A 19,872-nucleotide genomic window follows, 5' to 3' on the forward strand; every position below is an offset into this window, starting at 1 on the left:
GAGTTTTCAAAATTCATATTAGTAGCTTTTTAGTTAAGTAAGTTATGCTATTAATTAGAGCTCTTCACCATTTGAAGCGATTACTTTCTTATACCAATCAAAGCTCTTTTTCTTACTTCTCTTTAATGTTCCATTACCTTCATTATCTTTATCTACATAAATAAAGCCATAACGTTTTTTCATTTCACCTGTTCCAGCACTTACTAAGTCTATACATCCCCATGTAGTATATCCAAGTAAATCAACACCATCTAACTCAACTGCTTCCTTCATAGCCTTAATGTGTTCCCTTAAATATTCTATTCTATAATCATCCTCAACATATCCATTTTCATCTGGAACATCCACAGCTCCTAAACCATTTTCTACTATAAATAAAGGTTTTTGATATCTATCATATAATGTATTTAAAGTTATTCTAAGTCCAGTTGGATCTATTTGCCATCCCCATTCACTTTCCTTTAAGTTAGGATTTTTTAATGATGCAAATATATTCCCTTCTGTTAACTTATTAACTTCTGGGTCTGCACTAACACATCTTGAAGAATAATAAGAGAAGGATATAAAATCTACAGTATGTTTCTTTAATATTTCTTTATCTCCTTCTTCCATATTAATATGGATGCCCTTTCTCTCCATTTCTTTAAGTGCATATGATGGATATTCTCCTCTTGATTGTACATCTACAAAGAAATAATTTTCTCTATTTCTCTCCATAGCCATTAAAACATCATTAGGATGACAAGTATATGGATAAGTGTCACCTGCTGCTAACATACATCCAACCATATTATTGGGGTCTACTTCATGTGCAATTTTAGTTGCTATAGCACTTGCTACTAATTCATGATGTGCTGCTTGATACTTAACTTGCTCTCTATTTTCTCCTTCTTCAAAGCATATTCCAGCTCCCATAAATGGTGCATGAAGTATCATATTTATTTCATTAAATGTTAGCCAATATTTAACTAATCCCTTATATCTATTGAAAATAACATTACATAGATTTTCATAGAATTCTACCATTTTTCTATTTCTCCATGCACCATATTTTTTAATAAGGTTCATTGGGCAATCAAAATGAGTTATTGTAACTAATGGTTCTATTCCATATTTATGGCATTCTTTGAATAAATCCTCATAGAATTTTAATCCTTCTTCATTTGGATTTACATCATCACCATTAGGGAAAATTCTACTCCAGGCAATAGAACATCTATATACCTTAAATCCCATTTCTGCAAATAACTTAATATCTTCTTTATATCTATGATACATATCTATTGCTTCTTTAGCTGGATAAAAATGTTCATTATCAAAATCAAACATTTTCATTTCTCCTGATATAATAGAAAATCTGTCTTTACCTATAGGTACTACATCTACATTTGCAAGGCCTCTTCCGCCTTCATTATATCCACCTTCACATTGATTTGCAGCAGTAGCTCCCCCCCATAAAAAGTTTTCTCTAAAACCCATATTTTTTTCCTCCCTTTATCTATAAATATTAAGTATTTTATAAAAGTATTATCTCTATAAGTTAATTATAATATATAGATATATACTAATGTTTTTCAAAATTTGAAATTTTATTTTTTTATTTAAAATCTAACTTGTACAGACTATATATAGTTAGTTTTACCCTTCTTCTTTTAATTTATATTCTGGTCTTTTAATATAAAAAAGATATGGAATCAGTTATTATACTCTTAATTCCATATCTATAATTCTATATTTTATTAAAATGCCGTCCAACCTGCATCTGCAACAATTTCAGTTCCGTTTACAAAGCTTGAATCATCGGTAGCAAGGAATAAAGCAATTGTAGCTATTTCCTCTGGAGACCCTGTTCTTGGCACATTTCCCATTCCAAGTCTTACTCTTGAGAAACCAAATTCGCTTGGATGACTTATACCTACTCCAATTTCTGATTCTACACCACCAGGACATATAATATTACACCTTATACCTTTATCTGCATACATAAATCCAATATTTTTAGTTAATCCTAATAATGCATATTTTGAAGCTGTATAAGAGGCACCTGCTCTACAACCATTTAAGCCACCTATAGAACCTACATTTATTATAATTCCAGAACCTTGCTTTAGCATTGAATTAACAGCTTTTCTACAAGCATAAAATGGACCGTCTAAGTTAACACTAATTACTTTATTCCATAATTCATCTGTAACTTCAGAAACTGGCATCATTTCGTCCATAACCCCTGCATTATTAACTAAAATATCAATTTTTCCAAAGTTTTCTATAGCAAGATCAATCATCTTTTCATTATCTTCTTTTCTAGAAACATCACCTTGCATAGCAATAATTTTTCCTTCATAATCCTTAGACTCTTCAATTAATTCATTTAATTTTTCTTTTCTTCTTGCAACTGCTACTACAGATGCTCCTTCTTTTGCATATAAAAGAGCAATAGATTTCCCCATCCCTGAACTAGCACCTGTAACTACGGCTACCTTACCACAAAGTTTCATATAAATACCTCCCAAATTTATTTATTATAAAATTAATAAACTACAAATAACCTTATAGTTTGTTACTTATCAAACTATCATATCTTATGTTACTTCATCTATTTATAGGATATATTAATATCTACTTTGCTATAATTAAAAAACATTAAGAACTACTATAATTGCAATAAATACATTTTTTATAAATAGTATTTAAAGTATATATCATCGTTATATTTTTGTCAATATATACCGTTAATGTTTTATTTTACCTTCAAAGCTATATTCCTTGATATTAAATAGTATAGTAAAACTATATTACTTTAGGAGGATTTACATTAATTTAAAATAAAATAACAATTATAGGTTCTAATCAATGTTATAATATCATTATTACATTGAAAGGAGCTCTGAATTTGATTAATATTATAACTCTTCTGTTATCATTTATAATGTCAACTTTAATATTTAATTATTTATTTAAATACTTAATAAGTACTGAAAAACTTAAAATTAGGATTAGAAAAACAACTAAGGATAAGGTTATTTGGACAATCATCTGTTGTACTATTTACATCATTCTTTATGTACTTATAGATTTTTTAGCCTTAGGAATAATAGGTTTCAATATAGCTAGAGGAATTTTACTAGCTCTATTTGTAAACTTACTTTTATTAGAATCTAATAAAAAATAAACAATATAAGGTTAATGTGACCTATAAAACTCAAAGTCACATTAACCTTATATTATTTTATCATATTTTACTTTTATTAATTACTATTATATTTATTCCATATGATATAATAATGAAAGAATTAATGAATCAAGAAATTAGAAAGGAAACAAAGGATGGAAAAATATATTTCAAAGGTTGAAACTCCAAAGGTTAGTATTGCACCTATGGTAGATAAAACTCATCGTCACTTTAGATATTTTTCAAGACTTCTAACTAAAGAAGCTCTTTTATATACAGAAATGGTAACTGCTCAATCAATAATAAATGGAAATAGAGATAAAATACTATATTTTAGGGAGGAAGAAGGTCCAGTAGCTCTTCAAATTGCTGCTTCTAATCCTGAAGAAGCTTATAAAGCTGTTAAACTTGCTGAAGACTATAATTATACTGAAATAAACTTAAATTGTGGGTGCCCTTCTGATAGGGTTTCAGGAAATTTAATGGGAGCTGCATTAATGTCATCAAAGGATTTAGTATATGAAATTCTTTCTGCTATGAAAGAAGCTACTAAAAAACCAGTAACTATAAAGCATAGAATAGGAATAGACGGAACTGGTATAATAGAAGAAGAAAAAAGTAAGGTTATCTTGGAAGGATATGATGATTTACTAGAATTCTTAAGTACTATTTCTAAGGCTAAACCTGATAGATATACTATTCATGCACGTTCTGCCATATTAAAAGGTCTAAGTCCAAAAGATAATAGAGAAATACCACCTCTTGATTATGATATAGTTTATAGATTAAAAAAAGAATTTGATTATTTGAATATAGAAATTAATGGTGGATTTAAAACCATTGATTCAATTAAAGATGCTTTAACAAAAGTAGATGGTGTTATGATTGGAAGATCAGCATATGAAGATTGTTATCTTTTAGCAAATTTTTATAAACTTTATGGTGATTTTGAAGATAAAAAAACAATTTCTAGAGGGACTATTATTAAATCCTATATTCCTTACATAATGGAAGAACTTGAAAAAGGAAATAGTGTTCATGCTTTAGTATCTCCTCTTCATAGCTTATTTCAAGGACAAAAGGGAAGTAAGAAATATAAACAACTTTTATCTTCATCAAATATAAAAAAGGAAACAATATTAGAAGTTTTAAATAATATTATTGAAACTATGCCTCAAGATATTATATGGAACTAATATTTTTCCTTTTATAAATATGTTTCAAATATAATATATATTATTAAAATATAAGGGGAGATATTATGAGTAATTTAAGAGAAATTAATGCTGAAAATTTAAATGAAAGCACATTTAAATTAATTGGTCATGACTGGATGCTTATTACAGCTGCTAAAGATGGAAAAGTAAATACAATGACAGCTTCTTGGGGTGGCTTTGGCATTATGTGGAACAAAAATGTTGCCTATATTGTTTTAAGACCTCAAAGATATACAAAAGAATTTGTAGATGAATCTTCTACATTTTCACTTACCTTCTTTGATAAAAGTTATAAAAAGGATTTAAGTTACTTAGGAACAGTTTCAGGAAGAGATGAAGATAAGATTACTAATACTAATTTAACAATTAATTATATTGAAGATACTCCTGCTTTTGAAGAAGCAAAACTTACTATTATCTGCAAAAAATTATATGCTCAAGAATTTAAGCCTGAATGTTTTATAGATAATACTCTTGAAAATCAATGTTATCCACAAAAAGATTATCATACAATGTATATTGCAGAAGTAGAAAAAATTTTAATTAAAGAAGAAACTCCTTAGGAGTTTCTAAAATAAATAAGGAGCCCTTTAAAGGGCTCCTTAAAATTTTGGTATTATTACTAATTCAATTTTTCTAAAACAGATTCCCCAATAGTTTCTTCTGCCATTTTAACATCAAAGTTATCTGCTATTGTTCTTCCTATTGCTGCAAAACTATTACAAGTTTCTAGTACTCCATTCCCTTTCATTGAAGGTGAGTAAGCTAAGAATGGTACATGCTCTCTTGTATGATCTGATCCTGTATATGTTGGATCATTTCCGTGGTCTGCTGTTATAATTAACAAATCATCTTCCTTTAGTTTTTCTAAAACTTTACCTAAATTAACATCAAACTTTTCTAGTTCTTCTGCATAACCTTTAGGATTTCTTCTATGTCCCCATAGTGAATCAAAATCAACTAAATTTACAAAACATAGGCCTTCAAAATCTCTATCCATTATTTCTAATGTTTGTTCCATTCCATGAACTGAACTCTTTGATTTATGAGATTCTGTTATTCCTTCACCATCGAATATATCATTTATTTTCCCTACAGAAATAACATCATAATTATTATCTTTTAACTCATTTAATACTGTTCTTCCATATGGTTTTAAAGCATAATCATGTCTGTTACTAGTTCTCTTAAATTCGCCCTTTTTCTCTCCAACATATGGTCTTGCAATTATTCTACCAACTTTCCATTCATCTTTTAAAGTAAGTTCTCTTGCAATTTCACAGCATCTATATAATTCTTCTAATCCAAAAGTTTCTTCATGTCCACATATTTGTAAAACTGAGTCTGCTGAAGTATAAACTATCATATCTCCAGTTTTCATTTGATGCTCACCAAATTCATCTAATATTTCTGTTCCACTAGCACTCTTATTTCCTACTATATTATGTCCTGTTCTCTTAGTTAACTCATCTAACAGTTCTTGTGGGAATCCTGTATCAGTAAAAGTTTGGAAAGGCTTAGTAATGTGTAATCCTGCTATTTCCCAATGTCCTGTCATAGTATCTTTACCAGTACTAGCTTCCTTCATCTTCATTTGATATCCTAATGGACTTTCTTGTGCTTTCAAATGCTTAACTGGACGTAAATTAGCTATTCCTAATTTTTCAAGATTAGGTACTTTAAATGAATCTACTGATTCTGCTATATGTCCAAGGGTATCAACATTTACATCTCCATACTCTTTTGCATCTTCCATTTCTCCAATACCTAATGAATCTATTACTATAGTGAAAATTCTTTTATATTTTTTCATAATATTACTCCTTTACAAATTACTTTAAGACTATCTAAATATATTATTTATTATTTGCTATAATTTAATTATTTAAATCTAAATTAATTATACCATATTTAATTTATAATATATAAGAAACTTGTATTTAACTTGTCTATTATATATTTATAATACTACACTCTCCTCATATTGGTCAACGTTTCTCCCCTTGTATTTTATTGATTTTTTATTAAATAAAATTGATAATTTCTTTTACAAATATGCTATAATAAATTAGAAACTTGTATTTAACTTGTTTATTTATTTGTGGAGATGATCATTATGCTTAATATAGATATTATGAAAAATTCAAAAAAATTAAGATATGTTGAAGTATATAATACACTTTTTAAAATGATAAAGGAAGAAGATTTTCCTGATAACTATAGATTACCTTCTGAACCTGATTTAGCTAAGGAGCTTGGAGTAAGTAGAACAACTCTTCGTCAAGCATTATCCTTATTACAAGATGATGGTTTAATTAAAAACATTCGTGGCAAAGGAAACTTCATAGTTAAAAATCAAAAAAATAAAAAAATTGGTCTTGAAAAATTAGGTCATATTATATATAAATCCTTAGAAGAAAAAATAGATTATGTAGAAATGAACTTTCACATAGAGCCTCCATCTGATTACTTTATAGAAGTTTTAGGTAAAAAGACTGCTGCTGCTGTCAATATAGATAGATGGTATATAAAAAATGAAAATGCTGTTGCATATACCTTTACAGTTATTCCAATTGAAACAATATCTTACTTTGATATAAATTTAAATGATAATGATAGATTACTTAAATTCATAGAAGAAGAAATTTATAATAAATGTAGCCATAGCTCTATAGATATTAAATTTTCCTCCTCTGGTAAGTTTGCAACTAAAAAATATTCTATTTCTTCTGAAAAACAATATTATTTAATTGAAGAATCTATATATAAAGATAGTGAGTATCCAATTGCATTTAGTAAGCATTACTTACCTTTATCAAATACATCAATTAAAATTCATACTTCAAAATAGTAAATTTTAATATTGAGGAAAAAAAGAATCCTATAACTTTTAGGATTCTTTCTAGGGGTTAGTCAATATAATGAGAAAAATCATTCTCTAATTCATCCTCGCAATTCAATTGATAATTATTATCAATTCATTATACATATAATACCTTGTTATTAAATATATGTCAATATATTTTTAAGAATAATTTTTCTAAATATTCAAAATTTAATTTTTTATTAAAAAAATTATCACTAACAATTAATATAGTTAGTGATAATTTAAATACTTCTCTATTTAAAATTTAATTAAATTTAATCCTATTTCTTCGCTGAAGCTTCTTCCAATATCTCCATTTATCTTAGTTATTATTATTTCTGAAGTTGCACTTATTATAGCCTTGTTTAAGTGGCCTCCTATGCATTTACCTTCTAAATCGGCAAAGGTTCCATGTATATGTAGATAAACTTCACCATTCATTCTAGAAATATTTCCTGTTAAATTAGTAATTTCAAAGTCTTCTTCAAAAGTATTTGAATAATATTTCTTTTCATCTACTTTAAATAATCCAACGACTACATGATTACTTGCACCAAGACCTGAAATTGAACCTGCCTTAATATCTTCTTTTTCACAAAGATTTTTTATTGACTCAATAACTTCTTCACCTTTTTCTAATCTTAAAACTATTGTTTCTCCAAAAACTCTATACTCCATAATCTCAACTCCATTTTAAAAAATTTTTATTTAAAACTCTACTAGTATCCTAGTAGGTAAAACATCAATTCCTTCCATTTTAATTGGTAAGCAATAAACCTTAAATCCTTCTTCAGGAATTTTATCTAAATTGGCTAAATTTTCTATAGAATAGCTTCTATTTTCGCCCAAATAAACATCAATTAAGCCATGATTTTTTCCTTTACCTAAACCTAAGGTGTCTATTCCTATCATATTAACATTTTTACTTACTAAGTACTCTATTACTTCCATAGCTATTCCTGGATGACTATTATATTTCTCCTCATCCTCAAAATACTTGTCATAATTAGTTTGAAAGAATACATATACTCCTTCTTTTACTCAAGAACAATCTATATCTTCTAATGTAACTTCTCTATCAGTAATATTAGAAATATCAAATTTTATTCCTTCTGAAATTAGCTTTTCATTTTCAATGCTAACATCTATTCCCATAACGTCTATATGAGTCCCCATATTATGTGTATCACATGAAAAAGATATTGTTTCATATTCACTTCCACTTTCGGAATTTCTCTTTACTTTTTCAACTTTTAAGGGTTCTGATCCTGCTCTATAAACCCTACCTCTTCTCGTTGTTTGAGTTATATCAATTATCACTTTAGCCCCTCCTTTATAAATCTTAATAATTGATTGTTATTTTCAATATATTGTTAATATTATCATAAAAATAAGGTTATGGGTAACATATTTATCCATAACCTCTATACTCAACTATATTTATATTAAAGTACTTTAGCCATTTTTATTACTCTCTCACCTAAAAGTACTCTATCAAAACTCTTATTATAATTTAATTTTTCATAAAATTTAGTCACCTTTTCATTTTTAGCAAGCAATGATATCCCTTCAAAGTCTTCAGTCTTAGCTACTTGTTCTGCATACATCATAAGCATCTTTCCTACTCCAAGACCTCTTGCACTTTCATCTGTAGCTATATTAGAAATATAAAGATTTCCTCTTCTACATTCTCTAAAAATCATATACTTAATTGAATTTAGCATATATAATATTTTTTCAGAAAAGCCTTCTATCCTAGTAATTAGCTTTATATCTGTTTCAATACTTAATTTATCCAACTTATCATAAGGAATTAGTATAATAGCACCCACTACTTTATTATCTAATTCAGCCACAGTTATATAATCTGTACTATATCTTGACTCCTTAGTCCTAATTAAGGTTTTAAGATTTTCTAAAGTTTCTTCCTTAGATTCTCCCCCTCATACATCTACTGGATTTACTTCTGTATAGTAAATTAACCTTGCTATTTCTTCTATATCCTTATTATTTGCTTTTCTAATCTTAATATTTTTTGTATTCATAATTATACCTCCACAGAATTAATTATCTGTATGTATTAATTATATTAAAACCACAAAAATTATTCATTGATATTTGTACTTTAATAAAGGTATTATTATGCTATCAATAGTTTTCAGAAAATTAAATATATAATACAAAAATACTGAAAAAGCTATATTTTAATAATTTTAATTATTAAAATATAGCTTAGTTATTTTCCTTAATTACTTATTTCTCCTTCAATATTTCTTTTTACATGAGAATATTCTTCCTTAATAAATTTAATTAACATTCCTAATATAATTCCAAAAACAGCTGGTACTATCCATGCTAAACCTTGTTTATAAAGAGGCAAATATGAAATTAATTTTACTAACCCTTCTTTAGAAAAGGTAACTTGGCTTATTGCATCTATTAAGCTTACTACTCCTGTAAAGAATATAGTTAATCCATATACATACTTATTATCTTTAAATATGAAATCAAATATAGCAAGTACAATAAGCATTATTGCAACAGGATAGATAGCATTTAATATAGGAACTGATATACTAAGTATTTTAGTTAATCCCATATTAGCTATTATTAAACTAAAAACAGTTAAGATTCTTACCCAATTTTCATAAGATATCTTCTTAGTTAATGTTGAAAAATACTGGCTACATGAAGAAATTAAACCAACACTAGTAGTTAAGCATGCTAAAGTAAATATTAATGCTAATAATATTGCTCCTGGTTTACCAAATATATAATTTGTTATATTTGTTAAGGTTTGTGCACCATTTTCAGCTAATCCAAATCTTCCACCACTTGTAGCACCTAAGTGAGCTAACATTGCATATATAACAGCTAGTAAAATCCCTGCAATTATTCCTGCTTTTATAGATAAGGAAACTACTTTCTTATCATCTTCTATTCCTTTTGATCTTATAGCTAATGAAATTACAATTCCAAAATTTAATGCCGCTATCGTATCCATTGTTAAATATCCATCTAAAAACCCTTTGAAAAATGATGATATCTCATAGCCCTTCGTAGCTACTCCATATCCTCCTAAAGGTTTTACAAAGGATCCAATAACCATTACTAAAATTAATAAAAGTAATGTTGGTGTTAAAACTTTCCCCATACGATCTACTAATTTGTTAGGTGATAATGATAACCAATAGGCTATAGCAAAGAATATAAGAGTATATATAAATAAAGATAATTTTAATGAAATTTGTTCTGGTAAATAAGGTGCTACAGCCATTTCAAAAGGCAGACTTCCTGCTCTTGGAATACCTAACCCTGGACCAATTGATAAATATATTAAAATAGTAAATATAGTTGCAAAAATTGGATTAACTCTTTTAGCTAGATTAGTAAGTCCATTAGATTTTGCTACAGCAATAACTCCTAATATAGGAAATCCAACTGCTGTAACAAAAAATCCCAATAATACAATCCATATTTTATCACCTGCAGCCTCTCCCATAAATGGTGGAAAAATTAAGTTTCCTGCCCCAAAAAATAGTGAAAATAGCATAAGTCCTACAAATAATAAATCTTTTCTTGATAATTTTTTCATATTATAATTCCTCCTAATAAATATCTTTGTACTGTTACTTAATAATTTCACCTTCAATATCCATAAAAAAGCCCCCTTTTTTAGGAAATAAAAAAACCGCCCCTTGAAAACAAGGGACGGAAATATCCGCGTTACCACCCTAATTCTATAAAATCAGCTTATAAATAAACATTTTTATAGCACTTAGCTACGTATCCAACAATACGCCTATCTTTTAACGGTGAAAGACTCCGACAATACTTACTAAAATATTTCTGTATTGCTTCTCAGAGATGATTTTCAATTATCTTTTGAACATTGGCTTTCAGCATATACCAACTCTCTGTTGAACAAAATAACAATCTACTTTTTCTCTTCATAGAATTTTTTATTTCCATTATTTACTTTCAATGATACAACGATTAATTTTATATGTCAACCGCTATATTTTTTTTACAAATTCTGATTTCAACTTCATAGCTCCAAAGCCATCAATTTTACAATCTATGTTATGATCCCCTTCTACTAGTCTTATATTCTTAACCTTAGTTCCTTGCTTTAATGGAGTAGAACTTCCTTTAACCTTAAGATCTTTAATAATAGTAACTGAGTCTCCATCATTTAATATATTTCCATTAGAATCCTTTACTATTAGCTCATCTTCACCTGAAACATTCTCAGTATTCAAAGTCCACTCATAAGCACATTCTGGGCAAATTAAAAGGCTTCCATCCTCATAAGTATATTCTGAATTACATTTTGGGCAATTTGGTAAGTTTATCATTTGATTATTTCCTCCAATGTTATATATTTTATAAATAATAATTTTACGCATTTTATACTATCATATACACAATATATTTACAAATACTATTCTATTTTATTCTATATATGCCTCATAATATTAACTAATAAATAAAATCAAAAAACTAATTTTCAAGGTGAGGAAGCTGGTAATAAACTTGCAGTACTTCTAAGAGAACATATCCAATTAGCTGGTAAAGTTCTTGAAGCTGCAAAAAATAAGGATTCTAAATCCCTAGAAAATAATAATAAACTTTGGTATGACAATGCAGATAAAATAGCTGATTTTTTAAGTTCTGCTAACCCAAATTATTCTAATAAAGAATTAAAAGATATGCTTCATAAACACTTACAATTTGTTACTGATCAGGTTGTATCTAGATTAAATAATGACTGGAAAGCAGATATAACAGCATATGATAAAGGAGAAAAACATATGATTCATTTTGCTGATATACTATCTGATGGTATAATTAAGCAATTTCCTGATAAATTTAAATAAGAATCATTTTGTTAAAAAAGGATATTTAAAGTTACTTACTTTAAATATCCTTTTTTTTTGAAAATTTATTTAATAAGTTTTTTTCCAAATTGATTTACTAAACATAATTAACATTGGATATATTTCTAATCTACCAGCCAGCATACAAAAAGATAATACAATTTTACTTAATGGTGAAAAAGCTGAAAAATTACCTATTGGACCTACCATTTCAAAACCTGGTCCTACATTACTTATTGTAGTTAATACAGACGTAGATGTTGTTATTAAATCAAAGCCATCAAAAGCAACAATAAACATTGCTATTAATGATATTACAATATATGCTCCTATGAATAGGAATACTCCTGATATGGTTTCTTCATCTACTACTTTTCCATCTATTTTTACTCTCTGTATTCTTTTAGGATGTAATATTTTATCAATACCACGTCTTACAGCTTTTATCATTATTACTATTCTTATTGTTTTTACTCCGCCGCCTGTTGATCCTGCCATTGCTCCTGATATCATAAGCATTAGGATTATTATTTTACTAAGTGTTGGCCATAAGTTAAAATCTACTGTTGCATATCCTGTAGTTGTAATTATTGATGCAACTTGAAATGAAGATTGTCTTATTGAATCACTTAAGCTTCCATTATTAAAACTTAAAATATTTATAGTAATGAATATTATTGATATTAATATCATTAATAAATAATACTTTAATTCTTCGCTTTTAAAGAAACTTTTAATATTTCCCCTTATAATTTGAAAATATAAAGCAAAGTTAACTCCGAATAATATCATAAATATTGTTATAATCCATTCAACAGCAGGACTTTCAAATGCAGCAATGCTGGAATTCATATTAGAGAATCCACCTGTTCCTGCAGTTCCCAATGCGTGTATTACAGCATCATAGGCTGAAAGCCCTGATATCATTAATAAAATAGTTTGGGCTATAGTTAATATAAAATATATTATGTATAATATTTTAGCAGTTTCCCTTATTTTAGGAACTATTTTACCTGGATTTGGACCAGGACTCTCTGCTCTTAATAAATATATTGTATTAGATCCTAAGGATGGTACTAATGCCAATATAAAAATTAAAAAGCCCATACCTCCAATCCAATGAGTAAAACTTCTCCAAAATAGTATTCCCCTAGGTAAGGATTCAATCTCTGCTAATATTGTTGCACCTGTTGTTGTAAAGCCTGAAACTGTTTCAAAAAAGGCATCTATAAAGGATGGTATAGCTCCACTTATAACAAAGGGTAAAGCACCAAAGGCTGATATTACTATCCATGTTAGTCCTACTGTCAAGAAGCCTTCTTTTGCATACATATCTTTTCCTTCAATATTTATTCTTCTTAACAACAATGCTATTGGTATCATCAAAATAATTGTTATTAAGAAGGCTAAGCTATCTCCATCTCCATAAGCTAGTGCTATTCCTAAAGGAATTAATAAAAGTATTGATTCATATAGCATTACATTTCCTAATACCTTTAGAACCATTTTATAATTCATATTTTTTGCCACCTCCAGCAAAGATGTCATCAATATGTAAAACCTTCATATTTTTGCTTACTATTATTACTCTATCATTTACTTTTAAGTAATCATCACCTGTTGGAATAATTATTTTATTATTTCTAACAATAGTAGCTACCAAAATATCCTTACTAAACTCTATATTTTTAAACTTTTCATTTATATTCTTAGTATCATTTCCAACTATAAACTCTACTGCTTCTGCTTTATCATTGCAAATTCTATAAATATTTTCTATAGAAGACTTTTTCTTATTTCTTAGCATTCTTACATATCTTAATATCTTATATGCTGTAGCTAACTTTGGATTTACTATAGAATTTATTCCTACAGTTTTTCCAATTTCTCTGTAATTATCTCTTGTTATTTTAGTTATTACATTATCTACAGATTTACTACTTGCTAAAAGGGAAGCTATTATATTATCTTCATCTCTTCCTGTTAAAGTAATAAAGCTATCTACATCTAGTAGACTTTCAGATAGCAATAACTCTTCATCCATACCATCACCATTTATAATTATAGAGTTTGGTAAAAGACTATTTAATTCTTCACAAATTTTTAAATCTCTTTCTATTATCTTGCAATTTACTCCAACTTCACTAATCATTTTAGCAAGATAATATCCGATTTTACCACCACCTACAATCATGGCTCTCTTTACTTTGTTCTTATATTTTCCTAATCTATTAAATAAATTTTGAATATCTTTATGTTCACCTATTACATATACTCTATCATCCTTATGGAAAATATAGTCTCCTCTAGGCATTATAAATTCATCATTTCTTTCTACTCCACAAAAAAGTACATTTCCTCTAATGAAATCAATATTACTTACCTTTTTACCTTCCAGCGCAGTATCATCAGATACCTTAAATCCAACTAAATTTACCTTACCATCTGAAAAGTTATCTATGCTACATACAGAAGGATATTTAATTAACTTAGCTATTTCTATTGCTGCAGCTTTTTCTGGATTTATAACTAAATCTATTCCTACAGCTTCTGTTAATAAAGTTAAATCTTCATCATAATCTGGAGTCCTAACTCTAGCCACAGTATACTTAACTCCTAATTTTTTAGATGCTAAGGAACAAAGCATATTTAATTCATCACTATTTGTTACGGAAATTAATAAATCAGCTGTTCTTACTCCAGCTTCATCAAGAACCTTTAAACTAGTACAATTACCTTTAACACACATAACATCTAAATTATTATTAATATGTTCTAAGGCTATATCTTTATTATCAATAATAGTTATATTATCTCCATCAATAGATAGATATTTAGCTAAGGTATATCCTACTTTACCTGCACCAACTATAATAATATTCATTTTTCTTCTCCTTGTTATCTTATATTAATCATATGTACAACACTTCAATTATACATTACAAACAATATTATTTAAAGTAATTAAATTTTCTTAATATCTTGTTACTAAATTAAGGTGATAATGTCTGTAATAAAACTACATTGATTCTATTATAGATTACTTATTGCAAAGAAGCTATTTATATTTAATTTAATAAGAAAGTAATTATATGCTTAAATTAAAGAGCTCAATTATATATATAATTGAGCCATTTTTTTTATTTCTTTTTAATTTATTGTCTTATCTTTCTTAGGATGATTTTTTAATTTGAAATTAATAACTTTTTTTGATTGGTTTCCTGAAGAATCAGTAGCAACTACAACAAATTCATATTTACCTGGATTAACTATTTCTTCACCAGAATAAATCTCTCCATTTAAAGTTGTTGTAATTTCAGCCTCTTCATTAACAGAAACTTGTATTTTAATCTTACTATTTTTATAAACTCCTTTGTCCTTTACACCAGTTATAGTTATTTCAGGAGCCTTTTTATCTAAAGTAAAATCATCAACTACAGTGCCATCTGGCTTTCTTGCTATTATTTGTATATCTCCATCTTTATACTCTAAAGTTGTATATATGGCAGTATTTTCATCATTATACACTTCAAAACTTCCATCATTAACTGCTTGATAATGCTTTTGGCCTGTTGTTCCTCCTACTACATATATTGCTCCATTTTTATCTTCTACTCCATTCTTTAATTTTTTAGTTCTTCCATAAGCATGGTCATGACCTGAGAATACTAGATCTATTCCTAATTCATCAACTACTGGTGGTAGCATTTCTTTAATTAATCCATTTCCCCCTTCAGGATTTGTATAATATGGTGGTTGATGTGTTAATAAAATCTTTAATTTCTTATCTGAATTTTTAACATCATTTCTTAACCATTCTAACTTCTTTTCTAATAATTCTCTATCAGAAGTAAATCCTATAACACTAAAATGAACATCATTATAGTCTACTGAATATACTCCATCTAAGTTTTCCTCTATTCCATTAGTTGGTGTGTTAAATATTGTCTTTGCTTTTTCTGCATTTGGATCACCCATATATTCATGATTTCCTAAAACATTTATCATATCAATAGAATTTGTTTTAGTGTAGTTATTAAATAATGAACTTATATAATCCCATTGTTGGAATATTGATGAATCATCAATAAAATCACCTAAATGAATTATTGCATCTGAATCACTATACTGATTTTCAATAACATTTAATATTTTATCTAACTCTGCTAAGCCTTCCTTTGATGGAGATTGGGTATCCCCAAGTATTACAAACTTCATATTATCCTTATCTTTTAAAGTTGTAAATTCCATGTATTCAGACCAATTTTCTCCATCTCCAACTCTAATCATATAAGCAGTATCTGGTTTTAGTCCCGTAATTTTCGCCTTATTGAGTCTTACTATTCCATTTAACTTAATATCACTACTTCCTCCAAATATAAGATTCTTATATTCAGCATTAATTTCTTTTATTTTCATTTTCTTTTTTGAAGGTGTTTTTAAATTGTAATCTGATTTCTTTATATATTGAACTACTGCCTTATTTCCAGAAGTTAATGGATTTGTCATCCATGTAACTGATTTTTCTGTGCTTGGATTTTCAGTAGTTCCAAATAATATATTTTCTGGCTTTATATCCTTCAATGCTGCATAAGATTGACTCTTTAATATTGTGGATGATAGTCCATCTTTTTCAGCATATACAGAGAATCTTTTTACTTCATTTGTAAGTTCTTCACTAGAAAGTAATCCTTCAAAATTAGTTTTACCTAAGATATTTTTACTTCCATCTTCATATTCTGCTACTATATTAGCATCACTAACTGCATTACCACTTATATCTAATACCTTTATAATAGCAGGTTTTCCTACAAGAACTTCCTCTAAATAAATATTAAAAGCGCTAGCTATTGGAACTTGTCCTATTTTGGAAGATGAAGTTTTAATAAAGTTTGTTTCCTTTTCTGATATATAATCTATAGTTGAATTAATAATCTCAAAACTTATATTTGAAGAAATATCAACAGTATTTGGTATTTCTATCTCTATATTTGCTAGTATACTTTCTTCATTATCTAAATTATTATTTTCACCATATATCTCAATTAATCCACTTTCCTTATTATAGTCCCATGTAAAATTCTTAACTTTTTCAGAAAACTTAACATCTTTTATATTATATTTCTTGTCCACTTTTACTTTAGATATGAAGCTTTTAATGTCAGTTCCTTTATTAGATTTCAATTCTAAATTTATAGCACCACCTAAAAAACCTTCTTCATCCTTTGATTCAATATATATCTTTGCAGAATCAGTATTCACATTAAAATACTCAATTCTATTGGTTTCATTTCCGAAATTATCTTGTGCTATCACTTCAACTTTATGTGTTCCATCAGCCCATTTATATCCTGATAATGTTACCATTCCATCCTTATCATAAGAAAAATGTCCTTCTTTTCCTGTATAATCAATATTATCTACAAGTATTCTAACTCTATCCCAATTAATACCTGTAGCATACTGATCTTCCTGATAATCATAAAGTTTTGCTGTAATATTAACATTATTGACATTATATTCTTCATCTGCAATACTAATTGAATCTATTATTGGTGGATATAGATCATCAACTTTATCTCCATAAACTGCGCGTATATTATCTATATATAACACACCTTTTGTCATAGGTCCTTCACCTTCAAGACCTGATTTTAATGACATTATTCTGATTGATTGGGTTGGATGTAATAAAAATGGTCCAATATACGTTTCAGGTATTTCAGCTTCTACATACTTCCATCCAGTCCAATCTATGCCTGGTCTTTGGTTAACTAAATCAATAGTCTTACTTTTGCCATCTCCTGCTATTAAATTCATTCTCAACCAATATCCATTAGCTTCTTCTGTTGCATATACCCACATACCAATTGCTTTTGGATTTCCTTCAACATTTACTGTTTCTGTAGGTCCTGCATAAGCTCCTAAGGTAGTCCCTACTTGTGCATTTGTAAAATCATAATTCAATTTTAAAGAATGCTCTCCAAATCTTGTAGGTTCATTTGGATAAGTTGTTAATTCTACTGATGCTATTTCTCCTCTATTTGCAGTGGAGGCTTTCCATGAACCAAGTCCCTCTTCAAAATCATCTAATATTATTGGCAATTGTCCTACTGTAACATTTACACTTGCTGATAAGTTTGTTCCTCTTATGCTTGCCTTAATTTCACCTGACAAACTGTTATCTAATGTATGTAATACACCATTTTCATCTATAGTCCCCATTCCTTCAGGAACATCCCAAATTATATCATTAGCATTATATTTTACATTTCTTTTATTAAATAAAGTAGTTAATCCTAAGCTCTTACTTGAGTTTTTATCAATACTTATTTCACTATTATAAAAATATATTTCATTTGGAACTTCAATTTCAAAATTAGTTTCTCCTACTACCTTTCCATTGTAGCTTAATAAGGCTTTTGCTTGTCCTAATTTTCCTGTAGATGTAAATAATCCATTGTTCTCATCTATTGTTCCAAATGAACTATCTGAAATACTCCAAATTAATCCTTCCTTAGGCAAATCAGCTGAAGCTCCAGCTAAATCTACACCTACAGCCGTAAATTGTATATTTGAATTTGGGGTAAAGCTTTTTTCATTAGGTGTTACATAAGCTGAATTAAACTGATGGGTTATAGGTTCTTTAGAAACTATCATCCAAGAATTCGCAACACTTCTTTCCGAATTATCAGATGGTCGATTTTTTATATCTAAAACATCACTACCAGGTGTTCTTGATAAATGTGTAGTAGAGCCACCACCATCTAAGTTAAGTGCTTGTACAGCTCCCATAGAAATCATTAATTCTGCTAATTCCTCCATAGAGAGACCTGTAGAATATGGTTCCTGTCTTCCGTCAACAGTTAGAAAAATTACTTTTCCATCAGCTTTTATACCTACGGCAGTTCTTGGTTCTTTATCAGCACCAGTTTGTGGTGTTTCAAATACTTGTCCATCTTTTACTAGTATTGCATTACCACCTAAGGCTTCTTCAATATTATCTTTTAATTCATTAAATTTATTATAATCACCAATAACTGGAGTGCCATCTTTAAGTACCCCAAAGAATTTTCTTGAATTAGGATTATTTTTAATTATTACTCCATCTTTTACAACTACTCCGCTAGGTTCTCCAGTTGCCATATTATAGAAATCTGCATTAACTCCTGCAACTACTTGCTCTCCCTTTTCTATAAGTACATCTGCTTGCTTTCTTACAGTTTGCAGACCATAAGAGTTTTCATCATTTGGTGTCATAGCTTCTATACTTACTTTTTCATTTAGAGGGTCTACTTCTATAACAAAGCTTTCATTTTTCTTTCCATTACTGTCAACAAATGAATAACCCTTCTCTAAAATTCCAGGTGCAAGCTTTGTAATATAGTTATTAATAGGAATAGAAATAAGAGGTGATGATATATCAAAATCACCTAAAGCACTGACACTAAATGTTGGTACCAAACCAATAAAAATAGAAATAGAAATTAATAAGCATATGATTCTAGTTCTTAAATTTTTACTCATAATATCCTCCTATAAATGCTTTAATAATGTTTTAATATCATTTCATAAATTCAAATTTATTATGAAATATTATTACATAAATAGTAGCATATCATTTTTTGTCTGTAAACATTTTCCTCATATTTTTAAATTATTTTTATTATTATATTAAAAATATAATTTAATATTTAAAAAAAATTATGATTAAAGGGCTTCAATTAATTAAATAAT

16 protein-coding genes, 1 pseudogene and 1 other annotated feature are annotated in these 19,872 nt (G+C 27.9%); of the genes and pseudogenes, 5 read left to right on the forward strand and 12 right to left on the reverse strand.

Features of this window, described 5'->3' with window-relative positions:
• Positions 1-54: 54 nt before the first annotated feature.
• A complete protein-coding gene (locus ACFYH6_RS12515; protein WP_416178761.1) occupies positions 55-1,479 on the reverse strand; it encodes a 6-phospho-beta-glucosidase in 1,425 nt (474 codons plus the stop codon).
• Between the two features lie 260 nt (positions 1,480-1,739).
• On the reverse strand, positions 1,740-2,498 hold the full coding sequence (locus ACFYH6_RS12520) for an SDR family NAD(P)-dependent oxidoreductase (protein ID WP_316344514.1): 759 nt from the start codon (positions 2,496-2,498) through the stop codon (positions 1,740-1,742).
• 395 nt (positions 2,499-2,893) lie between these two features.
• Here ACFYH6_RS12520 and ACFYH6_RS12525 point away from each other — a divergent pair, with 395 nt between their 5' ends.
• The 3 genes from ACFYH6_RS12525 to ACFYH6_RS12535 all read left to right on the forward strand — a co-directional run bounded on the left by ACFYH6_RS12525 (position 2,894) and on the right by ACFYH6_RS12535 (position 4,952).
• The gene (locus ACFYH6_RS12525; protein ID WP_316344515.1) at positions 2,894-3,172 is read left to right on the forward strand and encodes a hypothetical protein; all 279 of its coding nucleotides are present in this window, start codon (positions 2,894-2,896) and stop codon (positions 3,170-3,172) included.
• A 155-nt stretch (positions 3,173-3,327) separates the two neighbouring features.
• Positions 3,328-4,368: a tRNA dihydrouridine(20/20a) synthase DusA gene (gene dusA / locus ACFYH6_RS12530; protein ID WP_416178762.1), complete on the forward strand. Its 1,041-nt coding sequence runs from the start codon at positions 3,328-3,330 to the stop codon at positions 4,366-4,368.
• Between the two features lie 65 nt (positions 4,369-4,433).
• Positions 4,434-4,952, forward strand: coding sequence for a flavin reductase (locus tag ACFYH6_RS12535; protein WP_416178763.1), 519 nt, complete (start codon positions 4,434-4,436; stop codon positions 4,950-4,952).
• 59 nt (positions 4,953-5,011) lie between these two features.
• Here the strand turns inward: ACFYH6_RS12535 and ACFYH6_RS12540 are convergent, their stop codons facing one another.
• The gene (locus tag ACFYH6_RS12540) at positions 5,012-6,202 is read right to left on the reverse strand and encodes a phosphopentomutase (RefSeq protein WP_316344244.1); all 1,191 of its coding nucleotides are present in this window, start codon (positions 6,200-6,202) and stop codon (positions 5,012-5,014) included.
• 303 nt (positions 6,203-6,505) lie between these two features.
• Between ACFYH6_RS12540 and ACFYH6_RS12545 the strand changes: the two genes are divergently transcribed.
• Positions 6,506-7,240 (forward strand): GntR family transcriptional regulator, encoded by a 735-nt coding sequence (locus tag ACFYH6_RS12545; protein ID WP_416178764.1) that lies wholly within the window; start codon positions 6,506-6,508, stop codon positions 7,238-7,240.
• A 273-nt stretch (positions 7,241-7,513) separates the two neighbouring features.
• Here ACFYH6_RS12545 and ACFYH6_RS12550 read toward each other — a convergent pair whose 3' ends face one another.
• The 6 genes and pseudogenes from ACFYH6_RS12550 to ACFYH6_RS12575 form a co-directional block, all read right to left on the reverse strand.
• The gene (locus tag ACFYH6_RS12550) at positions 7,514-7,933 is read right to left on the reverse strand and encodes a PPC domain-containing DNA-binding protein (protein ID WP_416178765.1); all 420 of its coding nucleotides are present in this window, start codon (positions 7,931-7,933) and stop codon (positions 7,514-7,516) included.
• A gap of 30 nt (positions 7,934-7,963) precedes the next feature.
• A pseudogene (locus tag ACFYH6_RS12555) lies at positions 7,964-8,281 on the reverse strand (cyclase family protein); the annotation flags it as partial.
• A gap of 15 nt (positions 8,282-8,296) precedes the next feature.
• Positions 8,297-8,575 (reverse strand): hypothetical protein, encoded by a 279-nt coding sequence (locus tag ACFYH6_RS12560; RefSeq protein WP_416178766.1) that lies wholly within the window; start codon positions 8,573-8,575, stop codon positions 8,297-8,299.
• A 125-nt stretch (positions 8,576-8,700) separates the two neighbouring features.
• The gene (locus tag ACFYH6_RS12565; protein ID WP_416178838.1) at positions 8,701-9,153 is read right to left on the reverse strand and encodes a GNAT family N-acetyltransferase; all 453 of its coding nucleotides are present in this window, start codon (positions 9,151-9,153) and stop codon (positions 8,701-8,703) included.
• 347 nt (positions 9,154-9,500) lie between these two features.
• Entirely contained in the window at positions 9,501-10,850 is a 1,350-nt protein-coding gene (brnQ, locus tag ACFYH6_RS12570) for a branched-chain amino acid transport system II carrier protein (protein WP_416178767.1), read from the reverse strand.
• A gap of 109 nt (positions 10,851-10,959) precedes the next feature.
• Positions 10,960-11,218 (reverse strand) — a binding site (T-box leader).
• 53 nt (positions 11,219-11,271) lie between these two features.
• Complete coding sequence (locus ACFYH6_RS12575; protein ID WP_316344239.1) at positions 11,272-11,613, reverse strand: zinc ribbon domain-containing protein YjdM; 342 nt, start codon at positions 11,611-11,613, stop codon at positions 11,272-11,274.
• A 354-nt stretch (positions 11,614-11,967) separates the two neighbouring features.
• On the opposite strand from ACFYH6_RS12575, the gene ACFYH6_RS12580 reads away from it, so the two are divergent.
• Positions 11,968-12,135: a hypothetical protein gene (locus tag ACFYH6_RS12580; protein WP_416178768.1), complete on the forward strand. Its 168-nt coding sequence runs from the start codon at positions 11,968-11,970 to the stop codon at positions 12,133-12,135.
• A 69-nt stretch (positions 12,136-12,204) separates the two neighbouring features.
• On the opposite strand, the gene ACFYH6_RS12585 is transcribed toward ACFYH6_RS12580, so the two are convergent.
• The 3 genes from ACFYH6_RS12585 to ACFYH6_RS12595 all read right to left on the reverse strand — a co-directional run bounded on the left by ACFYH6_RS12585 (position 12,205) and on the right by ACFYH6_RS12595 (position 19,662).
• Positions 12,205-13,653: a TrkH family potassium uptake protein gene (locus tag ACFYH6_RS12585; RefSeq protein ID WP_416178769.1), complete on the reverse strand. Its 1,449-nt coding sequence runs from the start codon at positions 13,651-13,653 to the stop codon at positions 12,205-12,207.
• On the reverse strand, positions 13,643-15,019 hold the full coding sequence (trkA, locus tag ACFYH6_RS12590) for a Trk system potassium transporter TrkA (RefSeq protein WP_416178770.1): 1,377 nt from the start codon (positions 15,017-15,019) through the stop codon (positions 13,643-13,645). The genes ACFYH6_RS12585 and trkA overlap by 11 nt, the downstream gene beginning before the upstream one ends.
• 266 nt (positions 15,020-15,285) lie before the next feature.
• On the reverse strand, positions 15,286-19,662 hold the full coding sequence (locus ACFYH6_RS12595; protein WP_416178771.1) for a phosphodiester glycosidase family protein: 4,377 nt from the start codon (positions 19,660-19,662) through the stop codon (positions 15,286-15,288).
• Between the last annotated feature and the right edge of the window lie 210 nt (positions 19,663-19,872).

Source organism: Clostridium sp. HCS.1 (assembly GCF_047900555.1).
Taxonomy (GTDB): domain Bacteria; phylum Bacillota; class Clostridia; order Clostridiales; family Clostridiaceae; genus Clostridium.

Bases quoted from the DNA above. Each gene is read 5' to 3' on its own strand.
- ACFYH6_RS12515 (WP_416178761.1), bottom strand. From the start codon at position 1,479: ATGGGTTTTAGAGAAAACTTTTTATGGGGGGGAGCTACTGCTGCAAAT.
- ACFYH6_RS12520 (WP_316344514.1), bottom strand. From the start codon at position 2,498: ATGAAACTTTGTGGTAAGGTAGCCGTAGTTACAGGTGCTAGTTCAGGG.
- dusA (WP_416178762.1), top strand. From the start codon at position 3,328: ATGGAAAAATATATTTCAAAGGTTGAAACTCCAAAGGTTAGTATTGCA.
- ACFYH6_RS12535 (WP_416178763.1), top strand. From the start codon at position 4,434: ATGAGTAATTTAAGAGAAATTAATGCTGAAAATTTAAATGAAAGCACA.
- ACFYH6_RS12540 (WP_316344244.1), bottom strand. From the start codon at position 6,202: ATGAAAAAATATAAAAGAATTTTCACTATAGTAATAGATTCATTAGGT.
- ACFYH6_RS12545 (WP_416178764.1), top strand. From the start codon at position 6,506: ATGCTTAATATAGATATTATGAAAAATTCAAAAAAATTAAGATATGTT.
- ACFYH6_RS12550 (WP_416178765.1), bottom strand. From the start codon at position 7,933: ATGGAGTATAGAGTTTTTGGAGAAACAATAGTTTTAAGATTAGAAAAA.
- brnQ (WP_416178767.1), bottom strand. From the start codon at position 10,850: ATGAAAAAATTATCAAGAAAAGATTTATTATTTGTAGGACTTATGCTA.
- ACFYH6_RS12575 (WP_316344239.1), bottom strand. From the start codon at position 11,613: ATGATAAACTTACCAAATTGCCCAAAATGTAATTCAGAATATACTTAT.
- ACFYH6_RS12580 (WP_416178768.1), top strand. From the start codon at position 11,968: ATGCTTCATAAACACTTACAATTTGTTACTGATCAGGTTGTATCTAGA.
- ACFYH6_RS12585 (WP_416178769.1), bottom strand. From the start codon at position 13,653: ATGAATTATAAAATGGTTCTAAAGGTATTAGGAAATGTAATGCTATAT.
- trkA (WP_416178770.1), bottom strand. From the start codon at position 15,019: ATGAATATTATTATAGTTGGTGCAGGTAAAGTAGGATATACCTTAGCT.
- ACFYH6_RS12595 (WP_416178771.1), bottom strand. From the start codon at position 19,662: ATGAGTAAAAATTTAAGAACTAGAATCATATGCTTATTAATTTCTATT.